This window comes from Nocardioides terrigena (genome assembly GCF_003047265.1).
GTDB classification, from domain to species: domain Bacteria; phylum Actinomycetota; class Actinomycetes; order Propionibacteriales; family Nocardioidaceae; genus Nocardioides; species Nocardioides terrigena.
Genome location: NZ_PZYY01000006.1, coordinates 82338 through 97721 on the forward strand (window position 1 = coordinate 82338; position 15384 = coordinate 97721).

Sequence of the window (15384 nt, forward strand, 5' to 3'; positions counted from 1 at the left end):
GTGGCCTGGAGCAGGACCGGGTGCCACGATGCGGATGGGCGCGACCGGTGCCCGGAGTCGACGGGGGAGCCCCATGTCCGCACGCATCCTGGCCGCCGGAGTGACGCTCGCCCTGGGAGCCGCCCTGCTCGGTGCGCCGGGCGCGACGGCCGCGCCCACGACGGCCCGGACCGCACCGGCGAGGTCACAGGCCGCCGCCCCCTCCATCGACTGGGGACGCTGCCGTGACGGCTTCCTCCGGGCGTCCGGGGCGAGGTGCGCGATGCTCACCGTCCCGCTGGACCACGCGGACCCGACCGGACCGACCATCGAGCTGGCCGTCTCGCGGGTCCGGCACCGCGGCCCGAAGGACCGCGGCGTGATGTTCACCAACCCCGGCGGCCCGGGCGGCAGCGGCACCTACCTCGCCGGCTACGGACAGTTCGTGCCCCGCGGGGTCGGGCGCACCTACGACTGGATCGGGATGGACCCGCGCGGCGTCGGCGAGAGCCGGCCGGCGCTCACCTGCGACCGCCGGATCGGCAAGATCGGCACCCGCCCGCCCTACGAGCCCTCGACCGACGCGATCGTCGACGCCTGGGTGTCGAGGAGCGAGGCGTACGCCGCCGACTGCGGCACGGCCGCCGCTGCGGCGTTGCTGCCGCACCTCAGGACGACCGACACGGTGGCCGACTTCGAGGTCCTGCGCGAGGCCCTCGGGGTCGACGAGGTCAGCTTCTACGGCTTCTCCTACGGCACCTACATCGCGCAGGTCTACGCCACCCTGCACCCCGAGCGGATCGACAGGCTCGTCCTCGACGGCGTCGTCGACCCCCGCGACATCTGGTACGCCGCCAACGCGGCCCAGAACGTCGCCTTCGAGAAGTCCATGGGCGGCTTCTGGCGCTGGGCCGCCCGCGGGCACGCGGACGTGCGGCTCGGCCGGACGGCGGCCCGCGTGGAGAGGACCTACTACCGGCTGCTGCGGCGGCTGGCCCGCAGGCCCGTCAGCGGGGTCGGTGCCGCCGACCTCGCCGACGTCGTGCTGGGCGCCGGCTACGCCAGGTTCCTGTGGCCGGACGTGGCATCGGCCCTCTCCGAGATCACCACCCGGGGCACCGCCCGGCAGGCCCGCCGGGCCTACGTCTCGGCCAACCCCGCGACCGCGGGCAGCGACAACGGCTACGCGACGTACCTCGCGACCATCTGCACCGACGCCCCGTGGCCGACCGACCTGGCCACGCTGCTCGCCGACAACGAGCGGCAGGACCGCCGGCACCCGTTCCTGACGTGGCCCAACGGCTGGTTCAACGCCCCGTGCCGCACCTGGCCGGCACCGCCGGCCGCCGCGGCCGTCGAGATCGCCACGTCGGACCGGGAGGCGTTGCTCGTCAACGAGACCTTCGACGGCGCCACCCCGATCGCCGGCGCCCGCGAGCTCCGTCGCCGCTTCACCGGCGCGGTGCTGATCGAGGGTGTCGGGGGCTCCACCCACGCGGGCAGCCTCAGCGGCGTCGCGTGCGTCGACGACCGCATCGCCCGCTACCTCGCGACCGGCCGACTGCCGGCGCGTCGGTCGGGTGCTCGCGCCGACGTCCGCTGCCGCCCCGTCCCCGCGCCCCCGGTCGGACTCCCCGACCGGGACGGGGGGTTCACGCCGCTAGCGCGCCCGGTGGTCCCCGTCGGGTAGCGCTCGCCCGATGCGCCATAGTTGCCCGCATGGGCAAGCAAGAAGACTTCGTACTCCGCGCTCTCGAGGAGCGTGACGTCCGGTTCGTCCGGCTGTGGTTCACCGACGTGCTGGGCTTCCTCAAGTCCGTGTCGGTCGCCCCGGCCGAGCTCGAGGGCGCCTTCGACGAGGGCATCGGCTTCGACGGCTCCGCCATCGAGGGCTTCGCCCGCGTCTACGAGGCCGACATGCTCGCCAAGCCCGACCCGTCGACGTTCCAGATCCTGCCGTGGCGCGGCGGCGGCGACGGCCCCGCGACGGCGCGGATGTTCTGCGACATCTCGATGCCCGACGGCAGCCCGTCGTACGCCGACCCGCGACACGTCCTCAAGCGCACGCTGGGCGTCGCGGCCGACAAGGGGTTCACCTTCTACACGCACCCCGAGATCGAGTTCTACCTCTTCAAGGACTCCCCGGTCGCCGGTGCCGACCCGATCCCGGTCGACCGCAGCGGTTACTTCGACCACACCGCGCAGTCGCGGGGCTCGGACTTCCGTCGCGAGGCCATCTCGATGCTCGAGGCGATGGGCATCTCGGTCGAGTTCAGCCACCACGAGGGCGGTCCCGGCCAGCAGGAGATCGACCTGCGGTACGCCGACGCGCTGAGCACCGCCGACAACATCATGACCTTCCGGACCGTGGTGCGCGAGGTGGCGCTGAGCCAGGGCATCTGGGCCTCCTTCATGCCCAAGCCCTTCACCACCCACCCGGGCTCGGGCATGCACACGCACGTCAGCCTCTTCGAGGGCGACCGCAACGCGTTCTTCGAGGCCGGCGCGGAGTACCAGCTGTCCCGGACCGGGCGCCAGTTCATCGCCGGCATCCTGCGCCACGCCAACGAGATCAGCTGCGTCACCAACCAGTGGGTCAACTCCTACAAGCGGCTGCTCGGCGGCGGTGAGGCGCCGTCGTACATCTGCTGGGGCCACAACAACCGCTCCGCGATGATCCGGGTGCCGATGTACAAGCCCAACAAGGGCCAGTCGACCCGCATCGAGCTGCGCACCATCGACGCGGCCTGCAACCCCTACCTCGCCTTCGCGGTCACCCTGGCGGCCGGCATGAAGGGCATCGAGGAGGGCTACGAGCTGCCCCGCGAGGCCGAGGACGACGTCTGGTCGCTCACCGAGCGCGAGCGCAAGGCGCTGGGCATCCAGCCGCTCCCCAAGAGCCTGTACGACGCGATCGGCATCGCCGAGGACTCCGAGCTGCTGGCCGAGACCCTCGGCGAGCACGTCTACGACTTCTTCCTGCGCAACAAGCGTGCGGAGTGGGAGGAGTACCGCACCCAGGTCTCCGCCTACGAGCGGGACATGATGCTGCCGGTGCTGTGAACGAGCAGCCTGCAGGCCCGCGCCTGCTCGTCGTCGAGCACCAGGCCTCCTGCCCGCCCGCCCTCGTCGGCGGGTGGCTCGAGGAGGCCGGGGCGGTGCTCGACGTCTGCCGGCCGTGGGCCGGCGACGCCCTGCCCGCGCTCGCGTCGTACGACGGGCTGGTCGTGCTGGGCGGCGAGATGGGCGCCAACGACGACGCCACCGTGCCTTGGCTCGCGCCGCTCAAGGACCTCGTCCGGGAGGCGGCCGCCGCCGGCCTGCCGACGCTGGGGATCTGCCTCGGCCACCAGCTGATCGCGGTCGCCCTCGGCGGCGAGGTGCGGCGCAACCCGCTCGGTCAGGCCGTCGGGGTCCTGGCGACCGGCTGGACCCCGGCGCGTGCCGACGACCCGCTCACCTCCGGCCTCACCGGGACGCGGGGCATCCAGTGGAACAACGACGTCGTCACCCGGGCCCCCGACGGCACCGTCGTGCTCGCGGAGTCGGCGGCCGGCGAGCTCCAGGTGGCCCGCTTCGCACCCGGCGTGTGGGGGGTCCAGCTCCACCCCGAGGCGGACGGGGCCATCGTGCAGGCGTGGGCCGAGAGCGACCGCGCCGACCACCTCGAGCGCGGCCTCGACCAGGACGCCGTGCTCGCGGAGGTGGACGCCGCCCGCGCCGAGCTGGACGCCGCGTGGCGGCCGCTGGCCCACAGCTTCGCCGCGATCGCGGGGGAGCGGCCATGACCACCTCCGGCAAGCTGGTCCGCCTCGGCTTCCAGGACGGAGCGGCCGCGCTGGCCGGGATCGCGCGACTCGGCGACGCCGGGATCGCCCTGCGCACCCACCTGGCGGCCAGCGCCGACCCCGACGCCTCCCTCGCCGGGCTGCTCCGGCTGGCCGACGAGGTCGAGGACCGGGAGGCGATGCTGACCGAGGTCGCCGACGACGAGGGCACCGCGATGCGGCTGTGCGCGGTCCTCGGCGCCAGTGCCGCCCTGTCGTCGCACCTCGCCCGCCACCCCGAGCACTGGCGCGAGCTCACCGACCCGACGCTCGGCACCACCCGCCCCGCGGCGTACGCCGTGCGCGAGGCGCTGCTGCGGGCCGTCGGCGCCGACCCGCACGACCCGGCCCCCGTCGCCGGCCTGCCGGACGCCCAGGCGGTCGACGCGTTGCGCGTGGAGTACCGCCGGATCCTGCTCCGCCTGGCCTCGCGCGACCTGGCCCACCACCTCTCCGTCGACGACGCGGCGGCGGAGATCGCCGACCTGGCCGCCGGCACCCTCGAGGCCGCCCTGGCCGTGGCCCGGGCCCGCGTGGGCGAGCTCGCGGCCACGACCCGGCTCGCCGTCGTCGCGATGGGCAAGTGCGGTGGCCACGAGCTCAACTACGTCTCCGACGTGGACGTGATCTACGTCTTCGAGCCGGCAGACGGGGCCGACGAGTCGCAGGCGCTCCGCGCGGCCACCCAGCTCGCCTCCCACCTGATGCAGGTCTGCTCCGACCACACCGCCGAGGGCACGATCTGGCCCGTCGACGCCAACCTCCGCCCCGAGGGCTCGTCCGGGCCGCTGGTGCGGACCCTGGCCAGCCACCGCGGCTACTACGAGAAGTGGGCCAAGACCTGGGAGTTCCAGGCTCTCCTCAAGGCCCGCCCGGTCGCGGGGGACCTCGCGCTGGGTGCGGCGTACGTCGAGATGATCGCGCCGATGGTCTGGACGGCGGCCGAGCGCGACGGCTTCGTCGCCGACGTGCAGGCCATGCGCCGCCGCGTCGTGGACCACATCCCCGCCCACGAGGCCCGGCGGCAGCTCAAGCTCGGCTCCGGCGGGCTGCGCGACGTCGAGTTCGCCGTCCAGCTGCTCCAGCTCGTGCACGGTCGCGCCGACGAGACCCTGCGCTCGGGGGCCACCCTCAGCGCGCTGGCCCAGCTCACCGCCGGCGGCTACGTCGGGCGTGAGGACGGGGAGGCGTTACACGAGGCCTACGCGTTCCTGCGCACCCTGGAGCACCGCATCCAGCTGTACCAGCTGCGGCGCACGCACGTCGTGCCCGACGACGAGGCCTCGCTGCGCCGGCTCGGTCGCTCCGTGGGGCTCTACTCCGAGCCCGTCGTGCAGCTCGACAAGCAGTGGCGCTACCACCGCCGCGAGGTGCGCCGGCTGCACGAGAAGCTCTTCTACCGCCCGCTGCTCGCGGCCGTCGCCAAGCTCCCCGGTGAGGACGCCCGGCTGTCGCTGGACGCCGCCCAGGAGCGGTTGGCCGCGCTCGGCTACCTCGACCCGCGCGCCGCGCTGCGGCACCTCGAGGTGCTCACCAGCGGGGTCTCGCGGACCTCCGACATCCAGCGCACGCTGCTGCCGGTCATGCTCGAGTGGTTCGCCGACGCCCCCGACCCCGACGCCGGCCTCTTCGGCTTCCGCCGGATCAGCGAGAGCCTCGGCACCACGCCGTGGTACCTCAAGATGCTCCGCGACGAGGGACAGGTCGCCCAGCGGCTCGCCGTCGTCCTCGGCACCTCCCGCTACGCCACCGACCTGCTCGAGCGCGAGCCGCAGGGCGTGCGGATGCTGGGGGAGTCGGTGGCGCCGCTGTCCGCCGAGGTGCTCACCACCGAGATGCTCGCCATCGCCGGGCGGCACGACGAGCCCGAGGCCGCGGCGCGGGCGGTGCGCGCCGTACGACGCCGGGAGCTGTTCCGGATCGCGTGCGGCGAGCTCTTCGAGGAGATCGACGTCGCCGAGGTCGGCAAGGGGCTGTCGCGGCTGACCGACGCGACCCTCGAGGCCACCCTCCGGGTGGCCATGGAGGCGGTCCGCCGACAGCGGTCGCTGGACGCGGCGCCGACCCGGATGGCCGTCGTCGCGATGGGCCGGTACGGCGGCTTCGAGCTGTCCTACGGCAGCGACGCCGACGTGATGTTCGTGCACGAGCCGATGCCCGGCGTGGAGGCGCAGGTCGCGGCGTCGTACGCCCAGGCCGTCGTCGGGGAGCTGCGCCGCCTCCTGTCGATGCCCGCCACCGACCCGCCGCTGGAGGTGGACGCGGACCTCCGCCCGGAGGGCAAGCAGGGGCCGCTGGTGCGCACCGTCGAGTCGTACGCCGCGTACTACGCCAAGTGGTCGCACGTGTGGGAGTTCCAGGCCCTGCTGCGCGCCGACGCGGTGGTGGGGGACGAGGGCGTGCGCGCGAGGTTCACCGCGCTCATCGACCCGCTGCGCTTCCCCGAGGACGGCATCAGTGAGGACGACATCGTCGAGGTGCGCCGCATCAAGGCGCGCGTCGACGACGAGCGGCTGCCGCGGGGGGCCGACCCGCACACCCACCTCAAGCTCGGTCGCGGCGGGCTCGCGGACGTCGAGTGGACGGTGCAGCTGCTCCAGATGCGGCACGCCGGCCGGGTCGAGGGGCTGCGGACGCCGCAGACGCTGGAGGCCCTCGAGGCGGCGGTCGCGGCCGGGATCGTCGACCGCGAGGACGCCGACACCCTCGCCGCGTCGTGGCGGCTGGTGAGCCGGGTGCGCAACGCCGTCACCCTGGTCCGCGGCAAGCCCGCCGAGCAGCTGCCCCGCGACGCCCGCGAGCGGGCCGCGGTGGCCGCGGTGCTCGGCTACGCGCCCGGCACGTCCGACCTCATGCTCAACGACTACCTGCGGACCACCCGGCGGGCGCACGCGGTCGTCGAGAAGGTCTTCTGGGAGTGAGCGCACCACCCCCGCGTCGGTACCAGCGCTGAAGGACATCACTTCACTCAGGCATAAGTGAAGTGATAACCTTCTTTTCAGCGAGGTGAAGCCATGACAGCGACGACGCTCATCGGTGACCTGATCGGGTCGCGGGGCAGCACCGACCGTCGGCGACTGCACGCCACCTTCGCGGCGGTGCTCGACCGGGTCAACACCGAGCTGCGCCCGCCCACCCCGGTCCGGATGCAGGTCGGTGACGAGTACCAGGGCGTCTTCGCGTCCCTCGGCGACGCGCTGCACGCCTCGCTGACGGTGCGCCTGGCCATGCTGCCCGGTGCCGACGTCCGGCACGGGATCGGCCGGGGGAGCATCGAGGTGCTCAGCGAGGAGCCACGCGTGGAGGACGGCCCCGGCTGGTGGGCGGCCCGGGCCGCGATCGGGCGGGTCGAGGACGCCGAACGCCGCCCGGGGGAGCGCTCGCTGCGCACGGCGTACGTCGCTGCGCACGACGCCGCCGTCCCGGGCAGCGAGGAGGCGGCGGTCAACGCGGCGCTGGTGCTGCGCGACCACCTGGTCGGCGGCCTGTCGGAGCGATCGTTGTCGGTGCTGCGTGGTCTGCTGGTCGGAGAGTCACAACGCGACCTGGCCGAGGCGCTCGGGATCAGCCCGTCCGCGGTCTCCCAACGGGTGCGCGCCGACGGGCTCGCGGCGATCATCGCCGCCCACGACCTGACGAGGGGGATGCCATGAGCTGGATCGCGGTCCTGCTGATCGGGTGGGCCGTGGCCGACCTGACGCACTCGGTGCGGCCGGTGCGCATCGTGCCCGAGGCCACCGGAGCCGTCGTGGCGGTCCTGGTGGGGCTGCTGGCCGGCCTGACCGAGCCGCTGGACGTGCTCGCGCTCGTCGTCATCGCCGGCCTCGTCGTCGCGTGGGGCCAGACCGTGACCCACGGCTTCGCCCACCGCATCCCGGTGTGGGTGCCCCTGCTCGTCCTCGGCGGCGGGCTCGCGTCGGCCGTGCTGTTCTCCGGGGCTGCGGGGCAGGCGGGCGGAGCGTGGGGTGCGTGGCTCGAGGGCAGCGGGCTGCCGGCCCTCGCGGCGCTCGACCCCGACCGGGCGCTGCTCCTCGTCGGCGCCTTCCTCGTGCAGCTCAGCACCGGCAACGTCATCGTCCGGCTGGTTCTCGCGGCGACCGGGACGGCCGACCCCGACGAGCACGGCTCGATCGAGGCCGACCCGTCCGTCGTCCGTCTCAAGGGCGGCCGGCTGCTCGGTCCCATGGAGCGCGTCTTCATCCTGGCCCTCGCGCTGGCCGGCCAGATCACGGCCGCGTCCATCGTGGTCGCGGCCAAGGGGCTGCTGCGCTTCCCGGAGCTGTCCTCGCGGGGCGAGCAGGAGCGCATCCACCAGCTGACGGAGTACTTCCTCGTCGGCAGCTTCATCAGCTGGCTGGTCGCGCTGGGCTCACTCGTGCTGCTCAGCGTGTGAGCGTGGGCCCAGCGCGACCGTCGGTGCCGTCGGGGGACCGCGTCAGCGGCGGGTGACCTGCACGACCGTCGGTCGCGGCCCGGCGAACTGGCCGCGACGCGGGGTGCCGCCGGCGCCCACGAAGTCGGGGAAGTAGGACTGCTGGGCCTCCCACGAGCCGTCCTCGCCGGGGTGCTGCACGGCCACGAAGACCGAGTCGTCGCGGTCGTGGACCACCGGCCCGCAGGTCTCGGCCCCGGTGGGGACCGCGAGGAACTGCTGCACGCGGCCGCGCTCGGGACCGGCGACCGGCACCTTGAAGAGACCGTCGGACTTCTTGATCGCGCTGGGCTGGCCGTCGGTGGAGACCCAGAGGTTGCCGACCGAGTCGAAGGCGACGTTGTCGGGGCAGGAGATCGGCGACACGGGTCCGGTGTACCCGCCGAAGTAGCGACCCGCGGAGGCCTCGTCGCCGCAGATGAGGAAGAGGTTCCAGGCGAAGGTCGGCGCCGTGTGGTCACCACCGGTCGGCATCATCTCGACGACGTGGCCGTCCTTGTTGGCATTGCGCGGGTTGGGCTCGGTCGGGCCCTCCTTGCCGACCTTGCCGCGGTCGGTGTTGTTGGTGCACGCGACGTAGACGAACCCGTTGACGTAGTTGGGCTCGACGTCCTCCGGCCGGTCCATCTTGGTGGGCTGGACCGTGTCGGCGGCCAGGCGCGTGTAGACGAGCACCTGCTCGGTGGTCATGCCGGGCACGACGGACTCGCCGCCGACGGTGAGCGGCAGCCACTCGCCGGTGCCGTCGCTGACACCGTCGTCGAGGCCGTCGCCGGTGAAGCGGGCCACCGACAGGTCGCCGTGCGACAGCAGGGTCTTGTTGTGGGCGCGGTCCCGCTTCGACCCGCCGGGGCGGTAGGTGTCGCGGGAGACGAAGCGGTAGACGTAGTCGAAGCGCTCGTCGTCGCCCATGTAGGCCACGACCTTGCCGTCCCGGTTGACGATCACGTTGGCGCCCTCGTGCTTGAAGCGGCCCATCGCGGTGTGCTTGACCGGGGTCGAGCGGGGGTCCTCGGGGTCGACCTCGACGATCCAGCCGAAGCGGTTCGGCTCGTTCGGGTTCCTGGTCGCGTCCCAGCGATCGTCGAACGCGCGCCAGCCGCGGGCGTCCTGCGCCCCCAGCCCGTAGCGCTTCTCCTCCGCCGAGGTGCCGGCGGCGAGGAAGTACTGGTTGAAGTTCTCCTCGCCGGACAGGATCGTGCCCCACGGGGTGGTACCGCCGGCGCAGTTGTTCAAGGTGCCGCGGACGCGGGTGCCGGTCGGGTCCTGCGCGGTCTGCAGCAGCGGCGAGCCGGCGGCCGGGCCGTCGACGGTGAAGACGGTGTCCAGGGTGATCCGGCGGTTGAGGCGACCGGTGCGCTCGTAGCGCCACGGCTCGCCCGCGTGCCGGCGACGCAGCTCGACGACCGACATGCCGTGCGCGGCCCACGCGGTGCGGACCTTCTCCTCCGCCGACATGGTCGGCGGGAACATGATGGCCTCGTTGGTGTACTCGTGGTTGGCCACCAGCAGTGCTCGGGTGCCCTTGCGGTCGGTCACGATGATGTCGAGGTAGTCGCAGTTGTAGCCGAACTGCTGGGCCTGCGCCCGGTGGTCCTGGTCGTCCTGGTCGAACTCCGGCGCCCTCGCCGTGACCGGGTCGCCCCAGCGGATGATCGGGTCCCAGCGGTAGCCGCCCGGCACCGTCACGTCGTCGACCGTCGTGGCGACCGGGCCGATGGCGTCGAAGGTCAGCCCGGTCGGGCGCGGAGCCTTGCCGGGGGCGGTCACGAGCGGGGCGGCGGTGGCGCGCCCCGAGGTCTGCGGGGCGAAGGCGACGGTGGCGGCACCGACGGCCGCGGCGCCGAGGACCGTACGACGCGACAGCGCCGTGGCGGCCACGTCGCGGAAGTAGGTGGTCTCCGTCGTGTTCGGCACCTCCTTGAAGCACGCGTCGCCGCACCGCAGGTGACAGGTGACGGCGCTGCGAGTGCCGTGCGTGTGGCCGAGCATCGGCAGCAGGGCGCGGGTGCCGTCGGGTCGAGCGGGACTGAGGGTCATCGAGCACTCCTGGAGAGCTGGGTCCGTGGTGGGTGGTGACTGCTGACCCGACCCAACCGGTGCCGGCTGGCCGGACGGTGACCTCCACGTGAACAGCGGCTGATTCCAGGAGGTCGAGGACGGACGCACCGCCCGGCGTACCTGAATGGGAGGATGTGGCCATGACCGAGCGCGCCGGCCCCCCTCATCGGGGGCAGGATGTCGGCGTGCAGTTGCCTGCCGACCCCCTCCTGCTGTGGGGGCGCGCACTGGTCCTGACGGTGGCCACCTTCCTCGTCGGGGCGCTGGGGCACGTGACCGCGGGCGGGTTGCTGCCCGGCGTCCCCGCCCTCGTGCTGCTGCTCGCGACCGGGACGACGCTCGCGGCCGCCTTCCTCTCCCGGCCGGCATCGACGCGCCTGCTCGTCGGCCTCGTGGTGCTCGGCCAGACGCTGGTCCACGGGGCACTGAGCCTGACGGCCGGCCACGGTGATGGCCACGGAGCCGGCGACACCGCGGCGGCGTCGTACACCTCCCCACCCCTCACCGGCTCGCTCCCGACCGGCTCCGGAGGCCGGGTCGGCTCGCTGCAGGACCACTACGAGGCGACCGTCGAGGCGCCCGTCGCCGCCGGGCTGACGGTGCCGGACCCGGCGTCCCTGCTCGACCACGCACCCATGTTCCTCGCCCACGCCGCCGCCGGAGTGCTCGTGGGCCTGTGGCTGGCCGTGGGGGAGCGGGCCGTCTGGTCCCTGCTCACCCTCGCGGTGCGCACCGTCCTCGCGCCGCTGGTCGCCGTCCTCGTCCCGCTGACCCCCGCCCGGCGGCTCCGTCCCGCCGTCGCGCACCTCCACCCCCTGCACCGCACGGCGCTCGAGCGCGTCGGCGGCAGCGTCGTACGTCGCGGTCCACCGGCCCTCCTCGCCGCCTGACCCGACCCTCCGCCTCCCGCCGCACGCCTGCCGTGCGGCGGTCGAGGCGTCGTACGCCCTCGAGGAGACCCATGACCACCGCCCCACCCCGTCCTGCCCGCAGCACCGCGCCCGCCCGCCGCTCCCGACCGGGAGCGAGCGGCATGTTCCGCGCCTTCTGGCGCTGGCACTTCTACGCCAGCTTCCTCGTCATCCCGATCCTGCTCGTGCTCGCCGTGACGGGGCTGATCTACCTGTTCCGCTTCCAGCTCGAGCCGCTGCTGCACCCCGACCTGATGACGGTCTCGGCGCCCAGCGAGACCGCGATCCAGCAGCCCTACGCCAACCAGCTCGCCGCCGTCGAGCGGGCGTATCCGGACGCCACCGTGGTCTCGATGTCCGAGCCGCGCGAGGACGGTCGCAGCACAGTCTTCTCGGTCACCACCGACGACGGCGCGGCCCGCGACGTCTTCGTCAACCCGTACGGCGCCGAGGTGCTCGGCTCGCTCGACCCCGACCGCACGGTGTCGGGCATCGCGGTGCTGCTGCACGGCGAGCTGATGAGCGGCACCGTCGGCGACCTCGTCATCGAGCTCGGCGCCTGCTGGGCGATCGTGATGGCGCTGACCGGCTACTACCTGTTCGTGCGCGGCTGGAAGGCCCGCCGCCGGCGGCTGGCCAAGGGCGCCCCGGGGGCGCGGCTGCGGTCCAGCCACGGCGTCGTCGGCGCCGTCGTCGGCGTCGGGCTGCTCTTCCTGCTGGTGTCCGGGCTGCCCTGGACCGGCCTCTGGGGGGCGAAGGTGCAGGAGCTCGCCACCGCCCAGGGGTCGTCGCTGTGGAGCGAGGACCACGGCGCGCTGTCCGACCCGACGTCCTCGCTGGACGAGTCGCTCCCGCACAGCCACTCGGTCGAGGTGCCGTGGGGGATGGGGGAGTCGGAGGTGCCGCGGTCGACGGCGCCCGAGGACGGCGAGGAGGGGCGCAGCGTGGCCAACCTCGACACCGCGGTCCTGGCGGCGGCCGATGCCGGCCTGCGCCACCCGATGACGATCGCCCTGCCGGCGGACGAGGAGGGCGTGTTCTCGGTGATCGGCTACGCCTTCGACGCCCCGTCCGACGAGCGCACCGTCCACGTCGACCGGTACGGCGGCGAGGTCGTCTCGACGTACGGCTTCGACGACTACCCGGTGCTCGCCCAGGTGGTCGCGCAGGGGATCGGCCTCCACGAGGGCCGCTCGTTCGGGACCTGGTCGATGGTGGGGACGACGCTCATGTGCCTGGCGATCGTCTTCTCCTGCGTCACCGGGCCGCTGATGTGGTGGCGTCGCCGCCCGTCGCGGTCCGGCTCGATGGGGGCGCCGCGCGGCCGGATGCCGCTGCGGGCGACGCCGCTGCTGATGGTCGGTCTCGTGACGCTGGGGATCTTCCTGCCGCTCTTCGGCCTGTCGGTGCTCGCGATCCTGCTGCTCGACCAGCTGGTGGTGCGACGCGTGCCGGCGCTGGCGGGATGGTTCGATGCAGCATGACCGACGAGACGGACTTCCCCGACCGCTTCCGCGCCGCCGCGCGCTCCTGCGACCGCACCGTGTTCTGGCGGCTCACCCGGCCGGCCGACGACCTCGCCCGGCTCGCGGGCGCGTGCACGGAGCTGGGGATCGACGAGTGGGACGGCTACGGCTCGCGCGGCGCGGTGGCCGAGCTGGAGTCGCAGGTCGCGGCGCTGCTCGGCAAGCCGGCGGCGCTGTTCGTGCCGAGCGGCACGCTGGCCCAGCAGGCGGTGCTGCGGATCTGGTGCGACCGGTCCGGCAGTCGCCGGGTCGCGCTGCCGGACCTCTCGCACCTGGTCCACCACGAGGAGGACGGACCGCGTCGGCTGCACGGCCTGGAGTGGGACTTCCTCACCACCGGTCGGCGGACCCCCGTGGCCGCCGACCTCGCGGCGGTCCCGGGCCGGCTCGGCGCCGCCCTCACCGAGGTGCCCCTGCGTGACGCCGGCTGCCTGCTGCCCTCGTGGGACGACCTGGTCGGGCTGTCCACGGCGGCCCGGGAGCGCGGCGTACCGCTGCACCTGGACGGTGCCCGCCTCTGGGAGTCCCAGCCGTTCTACGACCGCCCGCTCGCAGAGATCGCGGGGCTCTTCGACAGCGTCTACGTGTCGTTCTACAAGGGACTCGGCGCCCAGGCCGGCGCCTGCGTCGTCGCCGACCAGGACGTCGTCGACGAGCTCCGGGTGTGGCGCAAGCGGATGGGCGGCACGCTGTTCGCGATGACGCCGTACGCCGTGGGCGCCCTGCTCGGCCTGCGCGACGAGCTGCCCCGGATGGGGGAGTACGCCGACTGGGCCCGCTCCCTGGCGGCCGCGCTGCCGTCGCGGGGGCTGCGGGTGCACCCGGCCGAGCCGGGCATGTGCACCTTCGAGGTGTACGCCGACGGCGTGGCCGAGGTCGTCAACGAGCGGCTGCTGGCCTTCATGGAGGCCGAGGGCACCGTGCTGTGCGGCCCGTTCCGCCAGACCGACGACCCGGGCACGGTCGTCACCGAGCTGGCCTGCTACGCCGCGGCCACGTCGTACGACCCGGAGAAGGTCGCCGACTGGCTGGGCCACGTCGTGAACGGCTGAGTGGCGGGGCTGAAATGACCGCTGGGACCTGAGTCACGTGGTGACTCAGGTCCCAGCGGGAGGGAACCAAGTGGCTCGATCAGCCGTTGACGGCCGTCTTGAAGGCGGAGCCCGCCTTGAACGCGGGGGCCTTGCTGGCCGCGATCTCCATCGTCTCGCCGGTCTGCGGGTTGCGGCCGGTGCGGGCCGAACGCTCGCGCGACTCGAACGTGCCGAAGCCGGGGAGGGTGACCTTCTCGCCCTTGGCCACGGTCGAGGTGATCGAGGTGATCACGGCCTCGAGGGCCTTGTCGGCCTGCGCGTTGGTCAGGTCGGCGTGCTGGGCGATGGCGTCGCGAAGCTCGGTCTTGTTCACGTGTATTGCTCCTTGTTCGATCCTTGGGATTTCACTCCACCCAACATGATCCGGGGGTTGATCCCCAAACCTGGCTGCTACCGGGCGGCGTGCTCGGTGGGCAACGCTATAGGCACACCCGGCCCGGACGTGGCACCGATCCCCGCAAACCGGGCCCCGGGGTGTCGCCTCCGGAGTGGTGGTGACGTCCGACCGTGAGGTCAAGGGCCCTTCGACCCTCCCGGTCCGCAGCCCTCTAGCGGGACCGTGGAGGCAGCACCCACACCGAGCAGCGGAGGCCGTCATGACCGAGCACCACACCGTCGCGGAGCACGACGTCCCGCCCGTCCTGGTCGCCGTCGGGCACGACCCGATGGACGCGGCGCTCGAGCTCGCCGTCCACGTGGCGGTCCGCGAGGGGTGCGGACTGCACCTGCTGCACGTGCTCCACCACGTCGCCCAGGGACCGGAGATGGTGCTCGTCGACATCGTCGACCTCGAGCACGCCGCCCGGTCGGTCCTGGCCGCCGCGGAGGAGCGGGCGCGCGACCTGATGCCTGAAGGGCTGCCCGTGTCCACGCAGCTGCTGTGGGGCGGTCCGGTGTCCTCCATCGTGGCCGCCTCCAAGGACACCCGCATGGTCGTCCTCCAGCGCCGGCCGCTCTCCCGGGTGCTGCGGGTCGTGACCCGGTCCACCTCCAGCGGCGTGGCCGCGCACGCCCACGTCCCGGTGGTGTCCGTGCCGGCGCGGTGGAGCCCGCCCGGCTCCGGGGACGCCGTCCCCGTGGTCACCGTGGGGGTGGACGTGCCGGAGCGCGCCGAGAACGTGCTCCGCGCTGCGGTGCACGAGGCCCGCGGTCGCGGGGCGACGCTGCGGGTGCTGCACACCTGGTCGTTCCCGGGTGCCTACGACGACATCATCGTGTCCCGCGTCGAGCACGAGAGGTGGACGGAGCGGGCCACCAGCGACATCCGCGAGGCGCTCTCCGGGCTCGGTGAGGAGGCCACGGGCCTCACCGTCGAGATCGAGGCCAGGCACGCCTTCCCCGGCGATGCCCTGATCCAGGCCGCGCGCACCTCCGACCTGCTGGTGATCGGCCGGCACGACCCCCTGGTCCCGGCCGGGTCGCACCTCGGCCCGGTCGCGCGGGCGGTCCTGCGCGAGGCCGTCTGCCCGGTGATGCTGGCCGACCCCCGACCCCGGCACCACTGGACCACGCACCGCCAGCACGCCGACGTGGTCTGAGGGAAGGGGCCGGACC

At 73.6% G+C, this 15384-nt stretch carries 12 protein-coding genes; 10 read left to right on the forward strand and 2 right to left on the reverse strand.

Going from position 1 to position 15384, the window contains the following annotated elements:
- Positions 1–73: 73 nt before the first annotated feature.
- The 6 genes from DAE25_RS14140 (at position 74) to DAE25_RS14165 (ending at position 8199) form a co-directional block, all read left to right on the forward strand.
- The gene (locus DAE25_RS14140) at positions 74–1669 is read left to right on the forward strand and encodes an alpha/beta fold hydrolase (RefSeq protein ID WP_107766813.1); all 1596 of its coding nucleotides are present in this window, start codon (positions 74–76) and stop codon (positions 1667–1669) included.
- Positions 1670–1698: 29 nt separating this feature from the next.
- On the forward strand, positions 1699–3042 hold the full coding sequence (gene glnA / locus DAE25_RS14145) for a type I glutamate--ammonia ligase (protein ID WP_056889101.1): 1344 nt from the start codon (positions 1699–1701) through the stop codon (positions 3040–3042).
- The gene (locus tag DAE25_RS14150; protein ID WP_107766814.1) at positions 3039–3767 is read left to right on the forward strand and encodes a type 1 glutamine amidotransferase; all 729 of its coding nucleotides are present in this window, start codon (positions 3039–3041) and stop codon (positions 3765–3767) included. The genes glnA and DAE25_RS14150 overlap by 4 nt, the downstream gene beginning before the upstream one ends.
- The gene (locus DAE25_RS14155; protein ID WP_107766815.1) at positions 3764–6727 is read left to right on the forward strand and encodes a bifunctional [glutamine synthetase] adenylyltransferase/[glutamine synthetase]-adenylyl-L-tyrosine phosphorylase; all 2964 of its coding nucleotides are present in this window, start codon (positions 3764–3766) and stop codon (positions 6725–6727) included. Before DAE25_RS14150 ends, DAE25_RS14155 begins: the two co-directional genes overlap by 4 nt.
- Positions 6728–6820: 93 nt before the next feature.
- Entirely contained in the window at positions 6821–7459 is a 639-nt protein-coding gene (locus DAE25_RS14160; protein ID WP_107766816.1) for a SatD family protein, read from the forward strand.
- The gene (locus DAE25_RS14165) at positions 7456–8199 is read left to right on the forward strand and encodes a hypothetical protein (protein ID WP_107766817.1); all 744 of its coding nucleotides are present in this window, start codon (positions 7456–7458) and stop codon (positions 8197–8199) included. Before DAE25_RS14160 ends, DAE25_RS14165 begins: the two co-directional genes overlap by 4 nt.
- Positions 8200–8241: 42 nt before the next feature.
- On the opposite strand, the gene DAE25_RS14170 is transcribed toward DAE25_RS14165, so the two are convergent.
- Positions 8242–10278: a PhoX family protein gene (locus tag DAE25_RS14170; protein WP_107766818.1), complete on the reverse strand. Its 2037-nt coding sequence runs from the start codon at positions 10276–10278 to the stop codon at positions 8242–8244.
- A gap of 206 nt (positions 10279–10484) precedes the next feature.
- Here DAE25_RS14170 and DAE25_RS14175 point away from each other — a divergent pair, with 206 nt between their 5' ends.
- From DAE25_RS14175 to DAE25_RS14185, 3 genes are all read left to right on the forward strand, one after another.
- A complete protein-coding gene (locus tag DAE25_RS14175) occupies positions 10485–11189 on the forward strand; it encodes a hypothetical protein (RefSeq protein WP_107766819.1) in 705 nt (234 codons plus the stop codon).
- A gap of 71 nt (positions 11190–11260) precedes the next feature.
- Positions 11261–12694: a PepSY-associated TM helix domain-containing protein gene (locus DAE25_RS14180; protein ID WP_107766820.1), complete on the forward strand. Its 1434-nt coding sequence runs from the start codon at positions 11261–11263 to the stop codon at positions 12692–12694.
- Positions 12691–13788, forward strand: a complete 1098-nt coding sequence (locus DAE25_RS14185; RefSeq protein ID WP_159083736.1) for a threonine aldolase family protein — start codon at positions 12691–12693, stop codon at positions 13786–13788. The genes DAE25_RS14180 and DAE25_RS14185 overlap by 4 nt, the downstream gene beginning before the upstream one ends.
- Positions 13789–13867: 79 nt before the next feature.
- Here DAE25_RS14185 and DAE25_RS23960 read toward each other — a convergent pair whose 3' ends face one another.
- Complete coding sequence (locus DAE25_RS23960; RefSeq protein WP_107766822.1) at positions 13868–14143, reverse strand: HU family DNA-binding protein; 276 nt, start codon at positions 14141–14143, stop codon at positions 13868–13870.
- 283 nt (positions 14144–14426) lie between these two features.
- Between DAE25_RS23960 and DAE25_RS14195 the strand changes: the two genes are divergently transcribed.
- A complete protein-coding gene (locus DAE25_RS14195) occupies positions 14427–15368 on the forward strand; it encodes a universal stress protein (RefSeq protein WP_107766823.1) in 942 nt (313 codons plus the stop codon).
- Positions 15369–15384 lie beyond the last annotated feature (16 nt).

Bases quoted from the DNA above. Each gene is read 5' to 3' on its own strand.
- DAE25_RS14195 (WP_107766823.1), top strand. From the start codon at position 14,427: ATGACCGAGCACCACACCGTCGCGGAGCACGACGTCCCGCCCGTCCTG.
- glnA (WP_056889101.1), top strand. From the start codon at position 1,699: ATGGGCAAGCAAGAAGACTTCGTACTCCGCGCTCTCGAGGAGCGTGAC.
- DAE25_RS14140 (WP_107766813.1), top strand. From the start codon at position 74: ATGTCCGCACGCATCCTGGCCGCCGGAGTGACGCTCGCCCTGGGAGCC.
- DAE25_RS14155 (WP_107766815.1), top strand. From the start codon at position 3,764: ATGACCACCTCCGGCAAGCTGGTCCGCCTCGGCTTCCAGGACGGAGCG.
- DAE25_RS14185 (WP_159083736.1), top strand. From the start codon at position 12,691: ATGACCGACGAGACGGACTTCCCCGACCGCTTCCGCGCCGCCGCGCGC.
- DAE25_RS14160 (WP_107766816.1), top strand. From the start codon at position 6,821: ATGACAGCGACGACGCTCATCGGTGACCTGATCGGGTCGCGGGGCAGC.
- DAE25_RS14165 (WP_107766817.1), top strand. From the start codon at position 7,456: ATGAGCTGGATCGCGGTCCTGCTGATCGGGTGGGCCGTGGCCGACCTG.
- DAE25_RS14180 (WP_107766820.1), top strand. From the start codon at position 11,261: ATGACCACCGCCCCACCCCGTCCTGCCCGCAGCACCGCGCCCGCCCGC.
- DAE25_RS14170 (WP_107766818.1), bottom strand. From the start codon at position 10,278: ATGACCCTCAGTCCCGCTCGACCCGACGGCACCCGCGCCCTGCTGCCG.